23 protein-coding genes are annotated in these 21144 nt (G+C 47.2%); 15 read left to right on the top strand and 8 right to left on the bottom strand.

Annotated features, from left to right (window positions below; translation table 11 throughout):
* Positions 1-134 precede the first annotated feature (134 nt).
* From DKW60_RS14385 to DKW60_RS14400, 4 genes are all read left to right on the top strand, one after another.
* Positions 135-758, top strand: coding sequence for a sigma-70 family RNA polymerase sigma factor (locus DKW60_RS14385; RefSeq protein ID WP_109838359.1), 624 nt, complete (start codon positions 135-137; stop codon positions 756-758).
* Entirely contained in the window at positions 751-1029 is a 279-nt protein-coding gene (locus DKW60_RS14390) for a hypothetical protein (protein ID WP_109838360.1), read from the top strand. Before DKW60_RS14385 ends, DKW60_RS14390 begins: the two co-directional genes overlap by 8 nt.
* 15 nt (positions 1030-1044) lie before the next feature.
* The gene (lepB, locus tag DKW60_RS14395) at positions 1045-1950 is read left to right on the top strand and encodes a signal peptidase I (protein ID WP_245929715.1); all 906 of its coding nucleotides are present in this window, start codon (positions 1045-1047) and stop codon (positions 1948-1950) included.
* A 125-nt stretch (positions 1951-2075) separates the two neighbouring features.
* Positions 2076-2822: a sulfite exporter TauE/SafE family protein gene (locus DKW60_RS14400; RefSeq protein ID WP_109838362.1), complete on the top strand. Its 747-nt coding sequence runs from the start codon at positions 2076-2078 to the stop codon at positions 2820-2822.
* A gap of 5 nt (positions 2823-2827) precedes the next feature.
* On the opposite strand, the gene DKW60_RS14405 is transcribed toward DKW60_RS14400, so the two are convergent.
* The 6 genes from DKW60_RS14405 to DKW60_RS14430 form a co-directional block, all read right to left on the bottom strand.
* On the bottom strand, positions 2828-4390 hold the full coding sequence (locus DKW60_RS14405) for a polyamine aminopropyltransferase (protein WP_181389713.1): 1563 nt from the start codon (positions 4388-4390) through the stop codon (positions 2828-2830).
* A complete protein-coding gene (locus tag DKW60_RS14410) occupies positions 4383-4664 on the bottom strand; it encodes a DUF350 domain-containing protein (RefSeq protein ID WP_109838364.1) in 282 nt (93 codons plus the stop codon). The genes DKW60_RS14405 and DKW60_RS14410 overlap by 8 nt, the downstream gene beginning before the upstream one ends.
* A 38-nt stretch (positions 4665-4702) precedes the next feature.
* A complete protein-coding gene (locus tag DKW60_RS14415; protein WP_109838365.1) occupies positions 4703-4885 on the bottom strand; it encodes a hypothetical protein in 183 nt (60 codons plus the stop codon).
* A gap of 2 nt (positions 4886-4887) precedes the next feature.
* Positions 4888-6090: a hypothetical protein gene (locus DKW60_RS14420; RefSeq protein ID WP_109838366.1), complete on the bottom strand. Its 1203-nt coding sequence runs from the start codon at positions 6088-6090 to the stop codon at positions 4888-4890.
* A complete protein-coding gene (locus DKW60_RS14425) occupies positions 6087-6698 on the bottom strand; it encodes a DUF4178 domain-containing protein (protein ID WP_109838367.1) in 612 nt (203 codons plus the stop codon). The genes DKW60_RS14420 and DKW60_RS14425 overlap by 4 nt, the downstream gene beginning before the upstream one ends.
* A 92-nt stretch (positions 6699-6790) precedes the next feature.
* Positions 6791-7969: an ROK family transcriptional regulator gene (locus DKW60_RS14430; RefSeq protein WP_109838368.1), complete on the bottom strand. Its 1179-nt coding sequence runs from the start codon at positions 7967-7969 to the stop codon at positions 6791-6793.
* A 178-nt stretch (positions 7970-8147) separates the two neighbouring features.
* Here DKW60_RS14430 and DKW60_RS14435 point away from each other — a divergent pair, with 178 nt between their 5' ends.
* The 6 genes from DKW60_RS14435 (at position 8148) to speD (ending at position 13843) form a co-directional block, all read left to right on the top strand.
* The gene (locus DKW60_RS14435) at positions 8148-9398 is read left to right on the top strand and encodes an ABC transporter substrate-binding protein (RefSeq protein ID WP_109838369.1); all 1251 of its coding nucleotides are present in this window, start codon (positions 8148-8150) and stop codon (positions 9396-9398) included.
* A gap of 92 nt (positions 9399-9490) precedes the next feature.
* Positions 9491-10381: a carbohydrate ABC transporter permease gene (locus DKW60_RS14440; RefSeq protein WP_109838370.1), complete on the top strand. Its 891-nt coding sequence runs from the start codon at positions 9491-9493 to the stop codon at positions 10379-10381.
* Positions 10378-11223, top strand: coding sequence for a carbohydrate ABC transporter permease (locus DKW60_RS14445; RefSeq protein ID WP_109838371.1), 846 nt, complete (start codon positions 10378-10380; stop codon positions 11221-11223). The genes DKW60_RS14440 and DKW60_RS14445 overlap by 4 nt, the downstream gene beginning before the upstream one ends.
* Before the next feature lie 8 nt (positions 11224-11231).
* The gene (locus DKW60_RS14450) at positions 11232-12335 is read left to right on the top strand and encodes an ABC transporter ATP-binding protein (protein WP_109838372.1); all 1104 of its coding nucleotides are present in this window, start codon (positions 11232-11234) and stop codon (positions 12333-12335) included.
* On the top strand, positions 12335-13354 hold the full coding sequence (locus DKW60_RS14455; RefSeq protein ID WP_109838373.1) for a glucokinase: 1020 nt from the start codon (positions 12335-12337) through the stop codon (positions 13352-13354). The genes DKW60_RS14450 and DKW60_RS14455 overlap by 1 nt, the downstream gene beginning before the upstream one ends.
* A 69-nt stretch (positions 13355-13423) precedes the next feature.
* Positions 13424-13843, top strand: coding sequence for an adenosylmethionine decarboxylase (gene speD, locus DKW60_RS14460; protein ID WP_109838416.1), 420 nt, complete (start codon positions 13424-13426; stop codon positions 13841-13843).
* Between the two features lies 1 nt (position 13844).
* Here speD and DKW60_RS14465 read toward each other — a convergent pair whose 3' ends face one another.
* Together DKW60_RS14465 and DKW60_RS14470 are read right to left on the bottom strand one after the other, a co-directional pair.
* Complete coding sequence (locus tag DKW60_RS14465) at positions 13845-14429, bottom strand: Uma2 family endonuclease (RefSeq protein ID WP_109838374.1); 585 nt, start codon at positions 14427-14429, stop codon at positions 13845-13847.
* Positions 14430-14767: 338 nt separating this feature from the next.
* Positions 14768-15619, bottom strand: coding sequence for a protein-tyrosine phosphatase family protein (locus DKW60_RS14470; protein ID WP_109838375.1), 852 nt, complete (start codon positions 15617-15619; stop codon positions 14768-14770).
* Between the two features lie 349 nt (positions 15620-15968).
* Here DKW60_RS14470 and DKW60_RS14475 point away from each other — a divergent pair, with 349 nt between their 5' ends.
* From DKW60_RS14475 to DKW60_RS14495, 5 genes are all read left to right on the top strand, one after another.
* Entirely contained in the window at positions 15969-17885 is a 1917-nt protein-coding gene (locus DKW60_RS14475; RefSeq protein WP_109838376.1) for a sensor domain-containing diguanylate cyclase, read from the top strand.
* Positions 17886-17958: 73 nt separating this feature from the next.
* Positions 17959-18831: a DMT family transporter gene (locus DKW60_RS14480; protein ID WP_109838377.1), complete on the top strand. Its 873-nt coding sequence runs from the start codon at positions 17959-17961 to the stop codon at positions 18829-18831.
* A gap of 105 nt (positions 18832-18936) precedes the next feature.
* Complete coding sequence (locus tag DKW60_RS14485) at positions 18937-19461, top strand: TIGR00645 family protein (RefSeq protein ID WP_109838378.1); 525 nt, start codon at positions 18937-18939, stop codon at positions 19459-19461.
* A 101-nt stretch (positions 19462-19562) separates the two neighbouring features.
* Positions 19563-20552 (top strand): NADPH:quinone reductase, encoded by a 990-nt coding sequence (locus DKW60_RS14490; RefSeq protein ID WP_109838379.1) that lies wholly within the window; start codon positions 19563-19565, stop codon positions 20550-20552.
* Positions 20545-21126, top strand: coding sequence for a response regulator (locus DKW60_RS14495; RefSeq protein WP_109838380.1), 582 nt, complete (start codon positions 20545-20547; stop codon positions 21124-21126). The genes DKW60_RS14490 and DKW60_RS14495 overlap by 8 nt, the downstream gene beginning before the upstream one ends.
* Positions 21127-21144: the final 18 nt, after the last annotated feature.

A 21144-nucleotide genomic window follows, 5' to 3' on the forward strand; every position in this document is an offset into this window, starting at 1 on the left:
CAAGTTATTATCCTTCCTTAAACGATATTCGCCAATAGTGCGCTGGTGAAAGTATCTTGTCGCATCCTGTGAAATAATCTGAACCGCACAACGACTCACCTGTATAACCTAATAACAATACAGCAGGAACGCATGTGGATAAGCAAACGCTACGACTAATCCAGCAAGGAGACAAAACCGCATTTGCGGCGCTGGTTGAGCGTTTTCAAAAACCACTGTTTGTCTACTTGGGAAGAATGACGCTGGCACAAGCGGTTGCTGAGGAAATTGCTCAGGAAACGTTTATTCGGGCGTGGCAAGCCAGAGAAAGTTTTGATGAGAAACGCGCGTCGGTAAGCACTTGGTTATTTACCATTGCCAGGCGTTTGGCCTTGAATGAATTGGATCGGGCTGCGCGACGGTTTGAAGTGGCTGATCAGTCCTCTGGCACAGGTTTGAATGCTGCTCGTGTGAATATTGATGACACATCAATAACACGATTTCAATCTGATCAAGCGCAAACCAATTTAGCTCAAACTAAGCAAGCAGACCCCGAGCAATCATTGCAACAAGCTGAGTTACAGACAGCACTGAGGCGAGCCTTACAAAAACTCCCCTTACAGGATCGAAGTTTGCTGGCATTAGCCTATCTGAAAGAGCTTGAATTCAGTGTAATCGCCGAGATCGAAGGCATTCCGGTGGGGACAGTGAAGTCACGTTTGCATCGCATCCGGCAGCAATTACAGAACACCTTAAATGGAGACGCATTCCATGACTGATAAATACCGCAGACCAGAAGCGCAGACGACACCACAAACTATTTCAGAGAATGATCTGGATGAGTTATTAGGTAATGTCGATTTTGCTGAAGTACCTGAAGGATTTACTCAGCAAGTGATGCAGGAAATTGACCAGCTGCCGACACCAGTAGCTACAGATCAAAAAACACAATGGTGGCAGTGGGCAGCATTGATCAGTGGTGGTATTCCCGCGTTATTTCAGCTCTTAGCGTTTATTTTTAGCGCGTGGAATGTTGCCAGTTTAGGCTAGATAAGGAGATTGATGATGAGTGAATTAAAACCCAGAAAGCCATTAATGGCAGCGTTAATGTCCTTTATTTTGCCAGGGTTCGGGCAGATTTATAACGGAGAGGCCAATCGCGGACTGCTGATATTTATTGGTTTCACGCTGTGCTCCATTCCATTGGTGGTGATGATTGCCTTGTATTTACCGGCAGCACTCACCTTGCCAATGTTGGCTCTTACCATTTTGCTGAGTGTGGGATTGTGGCTCTATGGCATCATTGATGCGTGGAAAAAGGCCCGTAAACTGAGCGAGTACACGCTGAAATCATGGCAAACATCAGGCGCTTATCTGCTGATATTCCTCAGTGCGATGATCTTTATCCTGCCGGGAATGACGCAGTACATTCGTCATAATCTGGTGGAGTCTTTCAAAATTCCCTCGGCCAGTATGGAACCATCGGTAATGACCGGTGATGTGCTATTTGCCAATAAACGCTATAACTGCCCGCAATGCCCCGATGCTATTGAGCGTGGCGATATTGGAATTTTTGTCTACCCGAATAATCGCACGCAATACTACATCAAACGCATTATCGCCTTGCCGGGTGATCGGGTTGAGATCAACCAGCAGCAAGTGTTTGTGAATGGCCGACCGTTGTCACGTGGTGTACCCGAGCAGCAAGAGGGTAAAGTCATTGTCTCTGAGCAGCTGGGCAAAGCGGAGTATCAGGTACAGTGGTACACCTCTGATACTGAGGACATGATCGAGCTGATTGTGCCGTCAGGGCAGGTGTTTGTAATGGGCGATAATCGCAGTAAAACCAGAGACTCACGTGAGTTTGGGCCGGTGCCGATGCGGGATGTGGTTGGAAAAGCGCAGCAGATTTGGTATTCCAAAGGTGAGGAGGGTGTGCGTTGGGATCGCTTGGGGATGTTATTCGAATAAGGGGTTACCTCTTTAATAGTGAAGATTGCTTATCAATGTAGATAATCTCTCAACCCTGTCTGGCGCTTGACTTTCCATGTCGGGACTTTCAGTATCACCGCTTTCACTCTACAGCGGCAGTACTTATGTCAGATATCCTCACGTTTTTATTATTGGCTTTTGTCGGTGGTGTTGCTGGCTTTATGAATGTGCTGGCTGGTGGTGGTTCTGCGCTAACCGTGCCGTTGTTAGTATTTATGGGCTACGACCCCACCGTTGCTAACGGCTCTAACCGAATCGCTATTTTAGCCGAGGCGATGACCGGTGTTGCTGCTTTTAAAAAGAATAAATATTCTGACTTTAAGATGAGTTGGAAGTTGGCTGCAATGACCTTGCCCGGCGCTATTTTCGGAGCGATTTATGCGGTCAAGGTCGATGACGAACTGTTTATGAAGATACTTGGTGTCGTCATGGTATTTGTCATTATCTCCTTGTTATTCCCTAAAGCGAAAGTGTTGGAACACGCCAAAAATCACGCATGGGCTGGTTGGTTAAAGTGGCCAGTGATGTTTCTGGTGGGCTTCTATGGTGGCTTTATTCAGGCGGGTGTGGGCTTTGTGATTATGGCTTGTCTGACCCACCTATACAGTATGGATCTGATGAAGGTGAACATGCACAAAATGTTCATCACGCTGGTGTTTACGATACCAGCGGTGATCTTGTTTACCGTAACGGGCAATATTAACTGGTTTGCGGCAATTGCGTTGGCAGTGGGTATGTCACTGGGTGCGTGGATTGCGGTGAAGGCGGCGATTAAGAAAGGCGAAGAGGTGATTCGCCTTGTGTTGATGGTGTCCCTCGGCATTATTGCGGTTAAGTTGTTGTTCTTCTAAAGCAACTACTCCCCATCCTGCAACGCCTGATACCCCTCCGCGTAGTATTGCATCAATTTCAGCGTTTGCAGTTGATTCGCGGGTAACTCCAGCGGTGGCAAATCACTAGGATGATCCAGCGTAAACTGCCAGTCATTATCCGTCACATAGCGCGTGTCCTTGGGAATAGCGCGCTGCTTACTAAATGCCGTATCCGAGGTCATCACATAGCCCCAAGGCCCAAATGACGGCACTTGGCTATAAACGGCCTGCACTGATTCAAACACAGTATCCAAAGTACTCGCCACACACCAAAACGCATTACGCTGAAGCCATGGGCTGGATGCCTGAGTAATCATCACACCACCCACACTTAAACGACGTGCCACTTTTCGGTAAAACTCCACGGTGTACAGGCGGGCAATATCTGCCGTATCCGGGTCTGGCAGGTCGATAATAACTACATCAAACAGGTCGCCATCGCTTTCTAACCAGCGCCAGGCATCAGTGTTGTGAACGGTGACTTTTGGGTTAGCCAGTGCGTTTTTATTGAGTACTTTAAGCTTATCCAAGTCGCGTCCCAGATTTGTCACAGCAGGGTCAAGGTCGACCAAGGCAATCTGTTTTATCGTGTCGTATTTGAGTAGCTCACGCGCAGCCAAGCCATCGCCACCACCAATAATTAATGCACGTTCTAGGCTCCGACTATGACTGGCTGGCAAATGCACCAATGGTTCGTGATAGCGGTATTCATCCATACTGGAGAATTGCAGGCTGCCATTTAAGAACAACCGCAGGTCGCGACCACGCTCAGTGACCACCACTTTTTGATAAGTCGATTGCTCGGTATGAATAACAGGGTCTTGGTATAAAGAGCGTTCCAGAATGCCGGTAAATATCGTCGTGAATTGGCTGATCAACAATAAGCCCACAACGGCAGACGAGCTCATCAGCAGGTGCAGCTTGGGTTTAATGAGTTGATGACGAAAATGCCAGACAACTACCAATGCTACGAGCAAGTTCACCGCGCCAATCGCAAACGCTGTCAGCAAATGCCCAAGGTAGGGCAGCAGAATAAACGGAAACAATAATGAGGCCAGCAGCGCACCGACGTAATCGGTTGCCAGCACTTCACTTAAGCCCTGACGAATACCTTTGTCTTGCTCGATGACACGGGTTAGTAGCGGGATTTCCATACCCACCAGAATGCTGATCGTGGCGATTACAATCAGCATGGCGGGGTAGTAATACTGCGTCCACGCGTAGGCGGCGTAGAGCAGCAGCGCCGATAAGCCGCCGACAAGCCCCAGTAATATTTCCACGCGCACAAATGCGCCTAGCAGATCTTGTTTAACAAACTGCGCCAGCCACGCCCCAACGCCCATAAAAAACAAAAACAGGCCGATGGTCACGGAGTAATGAACGACACCGGACCCTAATAAATACGTCGAGAGGCTGCTGATAAGTAGCTCATAAATGAGGCTACAACCAGCAATAATGAAAATCGAGAATAACAGTAGGCGTTGGTCAGCAACGCTAGGTGACTGAGGGGGGTGACCGGACTCAATCACCGAGTCAGAATTAACCAACGACCGCACTCGCGATGATGATACAGACGCCTAAAATCATGCTGCCAGCCAAAATCGCTAGTGCGCGGTTGCCTTTGTGAGCGACTTCATCCGCAAGGTTGCCGGGGGTTAGCCAGTCAACCACTTTAAAGCCGATGGTCGCCATCACGATGCCAATTAATGAATATAAAACAGTTGCAACGATGCCACCTGCCAGCCCTGACAAGGAGGTATCCGCAGCGATTGCCGGTGTGCTAAATAAAAACAGGCTAAGTGCCAAAATACGTGGGTTCATAGGATTACTCCGAAATGCAGATGTGTTGATGAATAAGGTTATTTTCCGGTGGAAGGGCCGCCGCCCGCCCAGCCGCGCGAGCCAACATACAAAATGCGACCACTGGAATCCCGCTCCTTAGTGACTGTCGCTTCGCCCATGCCTTGCCAGGAAGCCCAAAGCGGCAGCAGCACTAAGGCAGCGCAAAAAAGGATAATCATAATCAGGGTTAATTTACTCATGTTTAAATCCCTGTCTCTTTACGGATACGTTTGCGGCGTATTCTCATAATGAAAAAGGCCAGTAGCAGGGCGGTAATCCCCCCAAGAATGATCGGCAACAGCGATACGACGTTTTTGGTAATGGTGCCGCGCAGTGTGACTTGTGACCAGTTTTTTAATTCATCCGGCAGCAGTGATAACTGATAACGGTCACCTGCAGGTAATACCACTCTGGGAGCATCGTGGGTTTGGCTTTCCGTCCATGGTCCGTCACTGTCACGACCACTTTCGCGCCACAGTGATACCGGTACTTCTGCCACGGTTGACTGATCGCTGTCTTTAACCACTAAGTCGCCGTCAAAACTGCCATTACCCGAACCAATCGAACCAGACATTGAAAACTCAACCAAGCCTTTTTTATCCAGTGTAAAGCTACCGAGATCAATCGGCTTTTTTAGTAGCTGTGAATTAATGGTGGTGGAGGGCACGGTCATTAGCGTCTGCTCCATCATCGACATGCCAAAAAAGCCCAGCACCAAACAGATGATGGTGGCGAAAGCGAGTTTTATGGCCAGACCAGCGCGCTTGATTGAGGCAATGACTTCTGTTTTACCGAACCCTGCTAGTAAATCGGTAGGCTCTATTTTGACGGCTTCAAAGGCTTCGATTTCTTTGTTATTGCCCTGTTCATCCAGCAATATTTCCAGACTTTTATTGTCCTTCTCATAAGTCAGCACCTGCTCATCTTCAGTCGGTCGGTAAGAGAACTCTCCGACTGCCGACATGAGTGACCAGCGGCCCACTTCATAACTGATATCACCTTCCGGAATCCCGCTGGTGATTTTGGCTTTGCGCGACCAGTTATAGCCCGTTTTATCCTGTACGATCCAAGCTAATTCGCGTGCGCTGTTGATTACCCACCATGTGTGATAATGCCACGGGGTGCGCTCCCAGGCATCGTCTTCTTTGTCCCACTCCTCAACAACGCCGGCATAACTTTGGCAACCAATCACTTGCCAGGTCGTGCCGTCCATGTCGAAAAAGGCGTGTAACTTAAACAGAGGATTATTAGGGATTTCAGGCTTATAGGTGGGTGGTTGTTCATTGTCACCCGTACGCGTACCGCAAGACTCACACACCATCATCATCGAATTTGGATTGTACTGGCGCATGGGAAAACCGCAGTTACTGCAATTGACGACACTGACCGGTTCAAATTCCTTCATGCCTGATCCCACTTGATATCACGCAGATTAAACACTTCTGACTGAGACACATAGGCACTGTTGCCGTCGATCTCTAAGGAATACTCATCACCATCGGCCACACCGTCCATATAAGTAATGGTTTCACTGGCCACCGGCTCGTTGGGAAGCATGCCTTCGCGACCGATAATCACCGCGTCAAATTTCTCAGTAATGAATAAGCTGGGGCCATTGGGGAGTGATAACATTTGACCGACGCCGACTGACTCACTGCCGCTCAGGGTGATCTCATCACCGGGTGCATGGCGGTAGTAAACGCCGTCATCTTCCTCAACCCAAAAGCCATCGCCCTGATTATTCTCGACCCACCATTCGTCCCATGTACCCATGCCGTATTGAAAACGAATGCGCCCGCGAACGGTGAATTGTGCTCCATCTGGCGCGTTACCACGTAAGCCCACGCGTAGATAACTGGGTGCGTCTAACGGTGTTTTTTGCCCGTCTTCGGCTTGCCATACTTGATTGCTCAGACGCACCCAAGCTCCGCAGTAACTGCAGTCGATGCTTCGTATGAACGGTGAGACTCCTTCAATGGCGCCGCCGCAACTAGGGCAGTTCAGAGTGGCCATGATCTGATCCTGTCATTTTTATAATAATCCTAATCATAGCTTAGCTGGCAGGCTTTTGCGATGGTGAATTACTCAGCACCACCGGGTATAGATTATTCTTTATTCTGTGTTTCTATTGTCTCCAGCGCGTGGCTAAGTGCAGCCAAAGCGGCTCCATTTAGCGTCGCTTCTTTACCCATCAAAGGTGTTGATATCACAGGCTGTCGCCGTGAGCTTTGCAGTAAGATTTCTAATCGTGGCTTGAGGCGCTGGAATAATTTATCCGAACGAAAATCAATGAGCACCTCATCCAGATCCAGCACGCTGTTTAATACGTTGATAGCATCACAAATATGCTCGCAGTATATATCTACAACTTCCAGTACGTGAGGATCACGCTTGTCAATGTAGTCCGCCAGCGTATCAAGGTCATCGCGTGCTTCACCCAGCTCTTTCAGTAAGTCTGCAAGGCTGCCATCAGTCGTCAACAAGTGTTCAAAGGAGGTAGTATTGGGTTCGCGACGGTTAACATGTAAGGAACCAATTTCACCAGTCCAGCCACCACTGCCTTTGAGGATTTGGCCTTTCAGTGAAATGCCTGAACCCACACCGGTGTAGAGATACAGATAAGCAAAGTAAATCTCACGTAAGCGTGGCTGCTGATATAGCTCAGAGGTGGCTGCCAAATTGACGTCATTTTCTAAAGTCATTGGATAATCAATCTCTTGCCTAAGCGACTCAATAAACTCACTGCCTTCGATACAGGTTAATTTGGGTGATGTAGGAATGGTGTTGTTTTCCACAACACCGGGTATGGCCAGAGTGAGTCCGAAGACACGCTCAGGAAAGGGAACAGCCGCTTCTAACAGACTGACGGCTTTCACAATGCTCTTGATTAAAATCTCAGCGTCCTGATGCTTTTCCACTTTAAGATCAGCTAGTGCGGTGCTTTTACCGGTGTAGTCAACCCACGCCATGCCAAGCTCGGTTGAGGTCTTAGTGGGGCGTAGCACAATGCCAAAGGCAAATGCTGCGTTGGGATTAAGTGACAACAAGGATATTGGCCTGCCTTGTCTGCCGTCACGTGGACGGTTTTCTGACTCTAGTACCAGATTGTCTTCAAGCAAGTCATTCATCACCGAAGAGACAGCAGCAGCGGATAGTGACAAGGCAGGTCCTAGTGCCGAGCGAGAGCTGTCACCTTCATAACGTAAATGAGAAAGCACTGCTCTTCTGTTTAGGTGCCTGATTCTTGCTGGCCCCCTTGATGCGCCCTGTTTTTGCTTGCTCATGTGCTTATAACCTCCTGATGTTTGGGCAATATACTGCAAATCTATCCAGATATCTGTAGTTGATTTTAATTAGTTCACAAAGTGAATTATATTATTTACTTCGGAAAATAAATAATATAAGGTTTGCGCAGCTGTTCCAGAAACCGGAGCAGATTTATTTTTACCGGAGGAAGTCGAAATGAGAATTTCAAAAATTGGTTTAAGCGTTGCTTTAGCACTTGGTCTGTCAATGAGCGCACAAGCGGCTGATGTAGAAGTACTGCACTACTGGACATCGGGCGGCGAAGCTAAGTCAGTCGCCGAGCTAAAGAAAATGTTGGAAGAAAAAGGGCACGGCTGGAAAGATTTTGCAGTAGCTGGTGGTGGCGGTGAAAGTGCAATGACCGTACTAAAGTCTCGCGTTGTTTCTGGTAACCCTCCCGCAGCGGCACAAATCAAAGGCCCAAGTATTCAGGAGTGGGGCGAAGAGGGCGTATTAGCAAACATCGACTCTGTAGCGAAAGCGGAAGGTTGGGATGCGTTACTACCAAGCGTTGTATCAGATGTTATGAAGTACAACGGCGAATACGTGGCAGTACCTGTAAACGTGCATCGTGTTAACTGGATGTGGGCAAACCCGGAAGTATTCAGAAAAGCAGGCGCAACCGTTCCGACAACATGGGATGAGTTCTTTGTTGCGGCCGATAAAATCAAAGCAGCCGGTATGACAGCGGTGGCTCATGGCGGACAGCCTTGGCAAGACGCCACAACCTTTGAGTCGGTTGTGTTGGGTGTTGGCGGTGCAGAATTCTATAATCAGGCATTCGTTAAGCTAGACCCTGAGGCGATCAAAAGCCCAACCATGATCAAGGCTTTAAATACGTTCCGTAAAATCAAAGCTTACACCGATGAAGGTGCACCAGGACGTGACTGGAATCTGGCAACTGCGATGGTTATTAAAGGCGAAGCGGGTATGCAATTTATGGGTGACTGGGCAAAAGGTGAGTTCACTGCTGCGGGTAAAAAGCCGGGTGCTGACTATATCTGTGCTGCAGCACCGGGCACGTCGAATGCTTACACGTTCAATATCGATAGCTTTGTGATGTTCGATTTGGATAACAAGGAATTAGAGGAGGGCCAGAATGATTTGGCAAGCACTATTCTAAGCCCTGAGTTTCAGGAAGTGTTTAACCTGAATAAAGGTTCAGTACCAGCACGCCTGAACTTATCGATGAGCAAGTTTGATGACTGTGCAAAGCTGTCATCTGTTGACTTCGTTAGTTCGTCAATTGACAAAACATTGGTGCCAAGTATGGCGCATGGAATGTCTACATTCTCTGCAGTACAAGGGGCAATCTCTGATGCAGTGACTGAGTTCTATAACAATGATTCTGTCACAGCAGAGGCTGCGGCTGACAAAATGGTTAATGCTATTGCGGCTGCTCAGTAGTCTCTAGCCTTTCCAGTGGACTGAGGCTTGGCATGTAGTGCTGAGTCTCAGTTTCTTCTCTGTTTTAGTATTTCAGGAGGGTTCATCTTGTCATGAACGTATCCAGCTCGTCCCGACAATCGTTGGGAACCTTACTACCAAAAATAGTGGTTGCTCCGACGTTTGTCGTCACACTCGTTTTTATCTATGGCTTCATGCTGTGGAATGCCTGGTTATCCTTTAGCTCATCACGCATGCTGCCAAAGTACGATTGGGCTGGCTTTATCCAGTACGAAAAACTGTTTGCTAATGACCGTTGGTGGGTGGCTGCTCAGAATCTGTTGGTCTTCGGTGGCTTGTTTATTGTTATTTGTTTGCTTGTTGGTTTGTTTCTGGCGATATTCCTGGATCAGAAAATACGGGCTGAAGGCGCGATTCGTACGATTTATCTGTACCCGATGGCATTGTCCTTCATCGTAACCGGAACGGTTTGGAAGTGGATCTTAAACCCTGAGCTGGGTATTCAGCGAATGGTGCGGGAGATGGGTTTTGAATCCTTTAGTTTTGATTGGTTGGTCAATGCTGACATGGCGATTTATACCGTAGTGCTGGCGGGTGTCTGGCAGTCCTCGGGTTTTGTCATGGCGCTGTGTTTAGCGGGTTTACGCGGAGTTGATGAGAATGTGGTTAAGGCGGCCAGAGTCGATGGTGCATCGATGCCATTGATCTACCGTAGAATTATTATTCCCGGACTAGGCCCTGTGTTTTTTAGTGCGCTGATCGTACTCACCCATATCGCTATTAAGAGTTTTGACCTGATTGTGGCACTCACGGGTGGTGGGCCTGGTTATGCAACGGATGTACCAGCAACATTTATGTACACCTACTCTTTCACGCGTGGCCAGATAGGTCTGGGATCAGCCGCGTCTATGATGATGTTGATGGCGGTTGTAGCGATTATTGTGCCATACCTATATTCCGAACTTAGGGAGCGCAAACAATGAGCTTAAGTCGAGTTTTAATTTATAGTTTGGTATTGCTTGCTGCTGTTTTCTACCTGTTACCCCTGTTCGTCATGTTGATGACGTCGCTAAAGGATTTGGAAGAGATTCGCTCCGGCACTCTGTTATCACTACCACAAGGGCTGAACTTTGACGCCTGGTCTAAGGCTTGGGGTACGGCCTGCACAGGTGTTGATTGTAACGGTATGAAAGGGTTTTTTTGGAACTCTGTATTGATCGTGGTACCGGCGGTTATTATTTCAACGATACTGGGTGCGCTGAACGGTTATGTGCTGACTAAATGGCGCTTCAGAGGCAGTAATCTGTTCTTCGGCATGTTGCTCATCGGCACTATGATCCCGTTTCAGGTGATCCTGTTACCAATGGCGCGCACACTGGGTTTTCTGGGATTAGCCGGAACAACCTCCGGTTTGATCATGGTGCATATCATCTATGGTCTGGCGTTTACCACGCTGTTTTTCAGAAATTATTACATCAGCATTCCAAATGAACTGGTCAATGCCGCACGCATTGATGGTGCGGGTTTTTGGTTAATATTCTTCCGGATTGTGCTGCCGATTTCCGTACCGATTGTGGTGGTGTCAGTAATCTGGCAGTTCACACAAATCTGGAATGACTTTCTGTTTGGAGTGGTTTACTCCTCGGGGGATGCGCAACCAATTACTGTCGCTCTGAATAATCTGGTCAATACCTCCATGGGTGTTAAAGAATATAACGTCGATATGGCGGCTGCGATTATTGCAGCATTACCGACATTGTTAGTCTATATCGTCGCAGGTAAGTACTTCGTTCGGGGCCTCACCGCAGGCGCAGTTAAAGGTTAAAGGAAATTATGAAAGCGTTAAAAATTCAAAATGTTGAAAAGACCTTTGGCAGCATCAAAGTGCTTAAAGGTATTGATCTTGAAATCGAACCGGGTCAGTTTTTGATTCTGGTGGGGCCGTCGGGTTGCGGTAAGTCCACCTTGCTAAATATGATTGCAGGGTTGGAATCAGTTAGTAACGGTAATATCACTATTGGCGATCGTGATGTGACACATCTTGATCCTAAGGATCGGGATATTGCTATGGTGTTCCAGTCCTATGCCTTATACCCGAACATGACGGTAAAGCAGAACATCTCGTTTGGTCTTGAAATCAATAAAACACCGAAGGATGAGCTGGAAGCCACCGTAGCGAAAGTGGCTAAGATGTTGCAAATCGAACCTCTGTTAAACCGCAAGCCGAAACAACTATCGGGCGGGCAGCGCCAGCGTGTAGCCATGGGGCGAGCCTTAGCACGTGACCCCTCGATCTATCTGTTTGATGAGCCATTATCAAACCTTGATGCTAAACTGCGCGTGGAAATGCGTAGTGAAATCAAAGAACTGCATCAGCGTGTAGGTACGACTATCGTTTATGTCACGCATGATCAAATTGAAGCGATGACCTTAGGTGATGTGATTGCTGTGATGAAGGACGGTGAGATTCAGCAGTTCGGGTCGCCACAAGACATTTACGATAACCCGAAGAATCAGTTTGTTGCAGGTTTTATGGGAAGCCCATCCATGAACTTTGTGCCGTGTGATGTGAAACAGGGTATGAATGGCTTAGTGTTGGTATTGGAAAGTGGTGGTGCCAGCCATGAATTACCAGTGGAAAATGGTATTGAGGGCTTGTCTGAGTATGTTGGGAAAAAAGTTGTACTCGGTATTCGTCCGGAGCAGCTTACTCAGGTGAGTGAAGATAAGCCTGATACCATGACAATACCTTGTCTGATTGAAATCATTGAGCCGACAGGACCAGATACCATGGTAACTGCTCGTTTGAATGGCGTTAGAACGGTCTGCCGGGTTCATCCAACGGCACAAAGTAAAGTAGGTGAGTTAATGCCGTTACAGTTCGATATGTCGAAAGCGGTATTTTTTGATCCTGACACTGAGCAGCGTATCTACTGATGTCCGCGGTTCACCATGTAATTCATCATTCGCCGGAGGCTGTCGATATCGTCGGAAAAGCGCAGTCAGGAATGCGTTTAGTCGCCGATATCGGTGGCACCAATGCGCGGTTCGCGTTGCTCTCTGAATCAGGGAGTATTGACCATCAAATGATTTTGGCCTGTGCGGACTACCCGGATATTACTACTGCGATTCAACACTATTTATCGCAGCTTGGTGCGCCAACGATCCGTCAGGCAGCACTGGCCATTGCGAACCCGATAGCGGGTGATTGGGTGGAAATGACCAATCACCAATGGGCCTTTTCTATTCAGGAGACCTGTCAGGCGCTGGGTTTTGATGAAATGATTTTCAAAAATGATTTCACTGCCTTGGCAATGTCGATACCGCTACTGAATGCGGGTGATTTGCATCAGATTGGTGGCGTTGCGCCATCAAATAAAGGTTCATCAGTCGCAGTAATTGGTCCGGGCACTGGCTTAGGGGTATCGGGCTTGCTAAAGCGCGGTGATCAATGGGTGCCTGTTGAGGGTGAAGGCGGACACGTCAGTATCAGTCCCGGTACTGCACGGGAGTGCGATATTTTACAGCTATGCTGGCAGCAATTCCCACATGTTTCAGCTGAGCGACTGATCTCCGGAATGGGCCTGCAGAACCTTTATCAAGCGATTTGCCAGCTTGAGGGTGTCGAAGCAAAGCCCCTGAAGCCGGCCGAGATATCAGCAATGGGTTTAAGTGGTGAAGATGCCTGCTGCTCAGAAGCCTTGGCCACGTTTTGTTGTTTATTGGGCTCGGTGGCCGGCGATCTGGTACTGACGCTGGGTGCATTTCGGGGAGTCTACATTGGGGGCGGCATTGTACCAAAGCTGGGGAGTTACTTTGAGACCTCTGGTTTTCGTGAGCGGTTTGAAGCGAAAGGACGTTTCAGAAAACACCTGAAGCAAGTACCGGCCTTTGTCATTAATGCCAAAAATCCCGCGCTATATGGGATTAGTCAGGCGTTTTCATTAAGCGCCTGAATCGACTGCTTCATTATTACTCCTGCCCTGTTTACAATGCAGGACTAGTAGTTTGGGGTGATGGCACCGATGGATAATAATAGACAAAAAGGCGCATTGCACCGCCGACCAGATGGCGTTCAATACGCTGGCACTCATTTGTTTGTGGATATGTGGGGGGCAAAACGCACCGACGATAAAGAGGCAATTCGAAGTGCTATATTGCAAGCGGTTGAAGATAGTCATGCCACCTTGCTGAAAATGGACCTGTCAGACTTTGGTGAGCATGCGGGGGTGACAGCTTTCGCCATTCTGGCGGAGTCACATATCTGTGTGAATACCTGGTTTGAAGAGCAGATGGTGGCGATTGATGTGTTCTTTTGTGCGGGCTTAGATCCGCATTTGTGCTTGCCAGCATTACAGGCTGTGTTTCAGGCTGAAAGGGTGCAGGTTAGTGAGCACAAGCGGCTGATGGCTTCGCCGTTGACGCATTCACGCTCATTGTTGTGAGTTATTGTAGTAGTGACTCTAAGCCGACTTCTTTGCGTACACGTCTGTAAATATGGCTGACTGCTACTGTAATACCAACAAACTCAAGCTCAATACTATCTTCCGCATAAAACGACTCCATACTCCATGCACTGCGGCGTCTGAAAATACGAACTAGCGGAACATCCTGAGAAATCACGACATACTCAAGCAGAGACGAGATGCTTTTGTAGTTGTCGAACTTTTCTTTCATATCAACACGCTGTGTACTCGGCGAAAGCACCTCAACTATTAGAACGGGATTAGTTCGGGCGTATTGGTCGCCTTCGTTTTCACCACAGGCTGCCATAATGTCAGGGTAGTAAGAAAAGTGCTTGCCCTGAGTTTCTCCAATGACTTTCATATCGGACTGCCAGACGCGGCAGGATTCCGGTAAGGCATTGTCGATAGTGGATGTGAGAGAGGTGCAGATGGTATTGTGAGTTTCACTAGCTCCTGCCATGGCATAGACCTGACCATCAACATACTCGTTGCGCACATCCACGTCTCGTTCACCTGCGAGGTAGTCATCAAAGCTTACGTATTCATTGTGGAGTGCTTGAGCCATGGTCGAATCCGTTGGTGTGTTGATTTTAGTATAGCGCTGACGCTACTGGAGTGCTAGTTGACTGGAGTTTAGCTTGAAAGCATGAAAATACGTTTTCTAATACTGTGTGGAAAACTACCCGCTTAGATGAATCTCATCTTGCCGTTAATGATGACAGTTTATGAACCAGCTTGTGGTAGTGCTGGCATGTTGATGGAGTCGCAGAACTTCATCGATGAGCAATAGTCATATTCTCAACTACATGCGGGGATCTGGCATCAAATTTATTGAAGCAAGATATTCAGCAGATGTTAGAGGAGCACCATTGGAAGGCTCACTGAGGTTATACTCCGAGCCGACTATTTCATGCCAAATACCTTGCGCCATGAAAACGTAGGCTTGGTCACTGGTAGTTCTTTTACAGCACTTGTGTTTAGTGAGATCTTAATCAATGTTCTCATTTGTTTATTAGTTTGGATCATGTGATCATTTCGAGATGCTCGGATGTCTCTGACAATCGTTTCTAAACTTAAATCTGGGTGTTTTTTCATGGCCATGGCTGCGATAGTTTGGCCTGTTCGCCCGACTCCCGCTTTACAATGAATTACCGGAAGATTTTTACCCGCGATTTGAGAGTCTGTCTCAGTTTCTGAGGTACGGGTAGCAGTGGATTTATTAACAGTTGATTCAATTAACTGAATCAGTTTAGACGTGGTGTCAGGGCTGATGGCTTGGTGATCCAGCCAATTATGGACATGTAGTACCGGAATTTCGACAGAGTCATCGCCGTATATGATTGTTAACCTAAAGACTTTTACTTCAGTGTTTTCACTTAGTTCAATGTAGTCTACAAACTTGGATTGTGTCTGCAACTCTCCATAGCTCGCAGAGCCAGAGAAGTAAACAGGTAGCTGGTGATTTTGAATATCTGAGCTACTGGCTAATATGACAAGCGCAGGAGTACGGTTTTCAAGCAAGAGCCTCACCTGGGCTTCAACTTGATGGGGAAATGGGTACTGACTTGCTATAGCAATGGGGCTATCACTAATAATAATTGTATTAGCATTTAACGATTCGCAGACACTTGTTTTAGCGCAAAAGGGCATGAAACGGTCGCGCTTGGGGTTGTGTGGTTTATATACAGCATTGCCTTTGATGCTCATAAGCGTGTCTACAGCGTTACTATTCTTGTTCTTTTTATCTTCTCGCATTTGTTACTTCCATATAACTGATATTGCATGTACTGAGTTTCTGACAGCGTCATTATAGCATTGTTGCAAGCTGGAAATCTTGAGTGTGTTTTGTTACCCGCTGAAATATCCCCCATTCCCGCCAGTTCATCGAAAATAGTTTCTGATAATCCTCGCTTAATGTAAAAATAGACTGAGATCTGCGAGGTCGAACCCAAAATAAAAATAAACCATAACCTGGCCATAGCAAGTGACGGAAGCTGTCACCTGGCCGATTTTATTAATGTTACCCCCCAAATGATGGTCTGTCGGTGTCACACAGACTCATGACCGACCAAAATAATAAAGACAAGGCGCAAGGCAGCTAGCATTGAAATTCACCCATAAAATCAACGGTAAGTTATTGCCGTTGCTGCTGATCGTACTACTTGGACTGACCGCTTGCGTGTCACAAAGTCCGGGTGTGGATGAGTCGCGGGTGATGCATTGGCTTGAGGACAAATCAGGGACAATGACGCTTCATGAGGTCAGTAAAAAAGATCTCTCCAGTCAATGGAAGATTGCAGATAAGGTCAGTCCTAACTTTGGTTTTACCGATACAACGGTTTGGTTGAGTCTGCCGTTTGTTAATCCAAACGCGGTGGCGACGTCAATGTTGTTAGAGATGGCATTTCCGCTACATGACAAGATTGATGTCTTCTTACTGGACGGAGATAAGGTCGTTAAAGGTTATCTCAGTGGTGATGAATACCCGTTCAGACAACGTCCTATTGAACACCGAAATTATTTATTCCCATACACCCTGGAGCCAAATCAGGCGTTGCGTGCGATCGTGAGAGTTCAAACAAGCGATGCGATGTATTTGCCGGTAAAAGTGTGGCAAGCAAATGCCTTCTTTCAGCAAGACCAACACCAACTATTATTGATTGGCTTATTTTTTGGTTTCCTGTCGATTATGCTGGTGTATAACCTATTGCTGTACTTTTCGACGCATCATAAAAGTTATTTATATTACGTCGGTTACACCGCTTCCGTCATTTACCTTCAGCTCATTCAAAAGGGAGTAGGATTCCAATATTTTTGGCCAGGTGAAACGCTGTTCAATCACTTAAGTGTGCCGGTGGCAAATTATTGCTTATTGATTAGTAGTTTGTTTTTCATCCTGCACTTTCTGAATTTAAAGCCAAGTCATCACCCCGCTACGATCAAGATCTTCCGTTCATTTATCTGGATATCATTAGCAGCGTTTGCAGCGACAGCGGCTGTTGTGATGACGGATACCTACCTTATCAGTTATCAGGCCTTGATAATCACGACGGTGGTGTTAGGAGTAACGATTACTGTCACCACCTTGGTGCTACTAGCCAGGCTGTCATTTAAGGGAAACCGCTCCGCCCAGTTATTGTTAATAGCTTGGGTGTCTTTGTTAGTGGGTATTTGTTTGTTCGCTTTAGGGCGAGTGGGCGTGCCGATGCCAATGTGGTTAAGTGAAAATGCCATGATGATAGGCTCTACCTTTGAAGCCGCACTGATTTCATTTGCCCTGGCTAATCACATCAAAAGTGAGCGTGATGCCCGCATGAGTGCCCAGCAATTAGCGTTAAGAAATGAGCGTCAGGCGCGTGAAGCACAGAATTCATTGTTAAAGTTGCAAAAAGACACCACCAATCAGCTGGAACGTGAGGTTCAGGAAAGAACGCAAAAGCTGGAATCAGCAATGCACGAACTAACCGCGGCCAATCATAAGCTGGATAACCTTGCGCGCTTAGATAGCCTGACAGGGCTGTCAAATCGCTGGAACTTTGAACAGGCTTTTAATACAGCCTGGGCGGGTAATCAACGGCTCAAACAGCCTATGTCATTGTTGATGGCTGACATTGATCATTTTAAACAGATCAATGATACCTACGGGCATATGTTCGGCGATAAATGCTTAACCAAAGTGGCTAAAGTGTTGAAGTTATGTGTGGGACAGTCTGGCAATTTAGCGGCACGTTTTGGTGGTGAGGAGTTCATCATTATGCTGCCAAATACCGGTTCAAAAAATGCCGCAGTAGTCGGTGAGCGAGTTCGCGCTAATATCGAAAAAATCACGATGATGCATGAGGGTAAGCCGGTTCAGTTTACCATTAGTGTGGGCATCGCAACGGTGATCCCAACAGTTGATATTGCGGGTGCATGCTTGAATGAACATGCAGATCAGGCTTTGTATCAAGCTAAAGAGAGCGGACGAAACCGGGTAGTCGCCATTGATTTGTCTTCTAAAGCAATGCGTGAAACGGCTTAAGCAGGCGTGCTAAAAAAGCATAGCTCCACCAATAGAAACGCGTTACCTTCTCTCCTTATCAAGAGGAGAGTTCATGTCTCAATCAATCGTAAAAGGTTACCTGCTAGCGCTACTGGGTGTTTTCATTCTATCCCCCGATGCCGTGTTAATTCGTTTGGTCGGTGATAACCCACTGCTGATTAGTGCGTGGCGTGGTGTTATTGGTGGCAGTATGGTGCTTATTTATAACCAGTTTCTGGATCGCCGAAACCTGTTTCAGCAGCTCCGCCCAGTGGGTGTGTGGTGGGTCTTGGTCACCATCGTGTTTAACGGCTCCTCCCAGATCGGCTTTGTTTACGGCGTGAGCCATACTAATGCGTCTGATGTACTGGTCATCATTGCGTTTGCTCCCCTTGTTAGTGCCTTTCTTTCTGCCATTTTTCTTGCTGAAGAGGTTAAACTCCGCACTTGGGTAGCGACCTTGGTTTGCGGTGTAGGTTTAGCCATTCTATTTTCCCAATCAAATAGTGGTAGTCAGTGGCTGGGCATCGTAGCTGCGGTCATCTGTGCTATCACGCTCGCGGCACAGTTTGTGGTGATGCGTGCGTTTCCGGGAGAAAACTTAACGGGCTGTATTGGTTTGGGAAATATTTTATCGGGTCTGGTTTGCATGATCATTGTCAGTGATCTGTCGATACCAATGTCCTCCTGGCCGCCGCTTCTGCTGATGACATTAATTGTCTCGCCCTTGTCGTTTGTATTATTTGTGCTGTCGCTACGCTATATCTCCGCCGCTGAAACCAGTTTGATTGTCCTGCTCGAATCGATTCTGGGTTCACTGTGGGTGTGGTTGGTGTTATCAGAACAACCATCACTAAAAACAACGGTGGCAGGTAGCCTCATCATCACAACGTTGGTCGTCTACAGTTGGCTCTCTTTGAAGGAGGAAAAGCAGTCAGTTATGTAAGATTTGAGTAAATGTAAGAATTGTAATTGCAGGTATATTGCATCGCACCATTTAAACGAATAATCTACCCGCGTTCATTATTACAGCCGAGATAACAGACTGATCATGCTTAAACAAATAGAAGAAAAATTAGAATCGACCATCTTCCGTAGTCGCTGGTTGTTAGCGCCTTTTTATCTGGGTCTAATCCTCAGTTTGTTTTTATTGTTTGTGAAGTTTGTGCAGGAGTTTTGGCACATGCTGACACATGTCTTAGTTGCCAAAGAAAGTGAGGTGATTGTCGGTATTCTGGCACTGGTTGATATGGCGCTGGTGGGGAGTTTATTGCTGATGATCATATTCAGCGGTTATGAAATTTTTGTCTCCAAAATTCATGTGGCGCACGAGGAAGACCGTCCGGCCTGGATGGGTAAAGTTGATTTCTCCGGACTCAAGCTGAAAGTCATTGGAGCGATTGTGGCGATCTCTGCAATTGACCTGTTAAAGACCTTTATGAATATTAATAACACGATGACCGAGGGTGATGAGAATACGCTGCAGTGGAAAGTCATTGTTCACATGACTTTTGTTGTGTCGGGGGTATTTTTTGCACTGATGGACTGGATAGCAGGTAATACTAAAAAGCATTAAAAATATACAAAACTCCCTTACATACCACGATGGAGTGAGGGAGTATCTCCAAATGGGAGTTTTTGTGAGATAATAAGGAATTGTATCCACGAAGAATTCCTATGATTGCAGCGTCTTACTCTAGATTCGGAAGTGCAGCCGATGTGCTGGAAATAGCTCAGCGTGATATTGAGCCACCTGCGCCCGGTGAAGTTGAAGTCTTAGTACACTATTCTGGTGTTAATCCCTCTGATGTAAAAAAACGCGCGGGACTGCGCGGTGACTTTCCTGCTGACTTTGTGATTCCTCACAGTGATGGTTCTGGTGTTATCGTTGCGGTTGGTGAAGGTGTGTCAGAAGAACGCATTGGCCAAAATGTCTGGTTATATGAAGCGCAACACAATCGCCATTGGGGAACCGCCTCTGAGTTAGTTAATCTTCCTGATAGCCAAGCCGTCAAACTTCCCTCTGCCACTGATCTGGTCGAAGGAGCATGCTTAGGTATTCCGGCGATGACGGCGCACCGTTGCCTGACCATTGCAGGCGATATTGAAGGGCTTAATGTATTAGTCACGGGGGCCATGGGGCGCGTCGGTTATCATGCGGTACAGGTTGCTGTGGCGATGGGGGCGAAGGTCATTGCGACAGTCGGATCAGAAGATGATGTTGAAGCGATAGCAGAACTAGGCGCAGAATTGGTGCTCAATTACCATGATGAAGCCTTTGCAGATAAGGTGATTGAACACTTAGGTGGCCCATTACTTCATCGGGTGGTGGATGTGGAGTTTGGGGTGAACCTCCCGCAGTACTTACCGGCAATGGCGGACAATTCCGCGATTGGTTGTTATGCATCAACCAAGAGCCCGACGCCTACCTTGCCGTTTTATGATCTGATGTTTAAGAACATTTCGATTCATCCAATCATTATTTACTCCATGCCGGAGTCGGCCAAAAAAGACGCCATCGATTACATTACGCAGATGCTGGAAAAAGAGCAGTTTACTCACCGTGTTGCCAAGCTGTTTAGTTTGGATGGCATTGTGCAGGCGCATGAAGCGGTGGAGCAGGGTGAACGAGGCTGCGTGCTAATAGAGTTACTGTCACATGACTGATAGACCGGCTACTCAGTTAATCATTGTCGATGATGACTTTGATTTGCGAGACTCTCTGGAAGCTTTTTTCAGCGCGCCGGAGTTTAGCGTCACCAGTTTCAGTTCGGGAAAGGCGTTACTGGAAAGTCTCCCGGAACATTTTGACGGAGTCGTTGTTTGCGACCTGAAAATGCCAGAGATGAGTGGCTTAGAAGTACTGGAAGCGCTGCATAACACGTCAGATGCCCCGCCGGTTATTTTGATGACGGCATTTGGCGATATTCCTGTCGCTGTGAAAGCAATGAATTTGGGCGCTTATGATTTTATCGAAAAGCCATTTGATCCCGCCGTGATGAAAGAAAAGGTACTGCAGGCAGCTCAGGCGCGTCGAAGCCAGTCAACGCAGCCCAAATTAGATAAAGATTTAAAGCTGCGTGAGTATGTTGATAATTTTGAAAAATCACTACTGGAACAAGCACTGACAGAGTGTTCTGGTCACGTCGGCAAGGTTTGTGATTTGTTGAAAATTCCCCGCCGTACACTCAATGAAAAGCTATTAAAGCACGGTATTAGCCGTCAGCGCTTTTTGGGTTAGGCGCACTTCAGCGCTCAG

This window comes from Leucothrix pacifica (assembly GCF_003172875.1).
Taxonomy (GTDB): domain Bacteria; phylum Pseudomonadota; class Gammaproteobacteria; order Thiotrichales; family Thiotrichaceae; genus Leucothrix; species Leucothrix pacifica.

What these genes read in the sequence shown, in the direction of transcription:
- DKW60_RS14450 (WP_109838372.1), top strand. Translation starts at nt 11,232, where the DNA reads ATGAAAGCGTTAAAAATTCAAAATGTTGAAAAGACCTTTGGCAGCATC.
- speD (WP_109838416.1), top strand. Translation starts at nt 13,424, where the DNA reads ATGGATAATAATAGACAAAAAGGCGCATTGCACCGCCGACCAGATGGC.
- DKW60_RS14400 (WP_109838362.1), top strand. Translation starts at nt 2,076, where the DNA reads ATGTCAGATATCCTCACGTTTTTATTATTGGCTTTTGTCGGTGGTGTT.
- lepB (WP_245929715.1), top strand. Translation starts at nt 1,045, where the DNA reads ATGAGTGAATTAAAACCCAGAAAGCCATTAATGGCAGCGTTAATGTCC.
- DKW60_RS14410 (WP_109838364.1), bottom strand. Translation starts at nt 4,664, where the DNA reads ATGAACCCACGTATTTTGGCACTTAGCCTGTTTTTATTTAGCACACCG.
- DKW60_RS14455 (WP_109838373.1), top strand. Translation starts at nt 12,335, where the DNA reads ATGTCCGCGGTTCACCATGTAATTCATCATTCGCCGGAGGCTGTCGAT.
- DKW60_RS14440 (WP_109838370.1), top strand. Translation starts at nt 9,491, where the DNA reads ATGAACGTATCCAGCTCGTCCCGACAATCGTTGGGAACCTTACTACCA.
- DKW60_RS14445 (WP_109838371.1), top strand. Translation starts at nt 10,378, where the DNA reads ATGAGCTTAAGTCGAGTTTTAATTTATAGTTTGGTATTGCTTGCTGCT.
- DKW60_RS14435 (WP_109838369.1), top strand. Translation starts at nt 8,148, where the DNA reads ATGAGAATTTCAAAAATTGGTTTAAGCGTTGCTTTAGCACTTGGTCTG.
- DKW60_RS14495 (WP_109838380.1), top strand. Translation starts at nt 20,545, where the DNA reads ATGACTGATAGACCGGCTACTCAGTTAATCATTGTCGATGATGACTTT.
- DKW60_RS14490 (WP_109838379.1), top strand. Translation starts at nt 19,563, where the DNA reads ATGATTGCAGCGTCTTACTCTAGATTCGGAAGTGCAGCCGATGTGCTG.
- DKW60_RS14480 (WP_109838377.1), top strand. Translation starts at nt 17,959, where the DNA reads ATGTCTCAATCAATCGTAAAAGGTTACCTGCTAGCGCTACTGGGTGTT.
- DKW60_RS14470 (WP_109838375.1), bottom strand. Translation starts at nt 15,619, where the DNA reads ATGCGAGAAGATAAAAAGAACAAGAATAGTAACGCTGTAGACACGCTT.
- DKW60_RS14465 (WP_109838374.1), bottom strand. Translation starts at nt 14,429, where the DNA reads ATGGCTCAAGCACTCCACAATGAATACGTAAGCTTTGATGACTACCTC.
- DKW60_RS14415 (WP_109838365.1), bottom strand. Translation starts at nt 4,885, where the DNA reads ATGAGTAAATTAACCCTGATTATGATTATCCTTTTTTGCGCTGCCTTA.
- DKW60_RS14420 (WP_109838366.1), bottom strand. Translation starts at nt 6,090, where the DNA reads ATGAAGGAATTTGAACCGGTCAGTGTCGTCAATTGCAGTAACTGCGGT.
- DKW60_RS14430 (WP_109838368.1), bottom strand. Translation starts at nt 7,969, where the DNA reads ATGAGCAAGCAAAAACAGGGCGCATCAAGGGGGCCAGCAAGAATCAGG.
- DKW60_RS14425 (WP_109838367.1), bottom strand. Translation starts at nt 6,698, where the DNA reads ATGGCCACTCTGAACTGCCCTAGTTGCGGCGGCGCCATTGAAGGAGTC.
- DKW60_RS14485 (WP_109838378.1), top strand. Translation starts at nt 18,937, where the DNA reads ATGCTTAAACAAATAGAAGAAAAATTAGAATCGACCATCTTCCGTAGT.
- DKW60_RS14390 (WP_109838360.1), top strand. Translation starts at nt 751, where the DNA reads ATGACTGATAAATACCGCAGACCAGAAGCGCAGACGACACCACAAACT.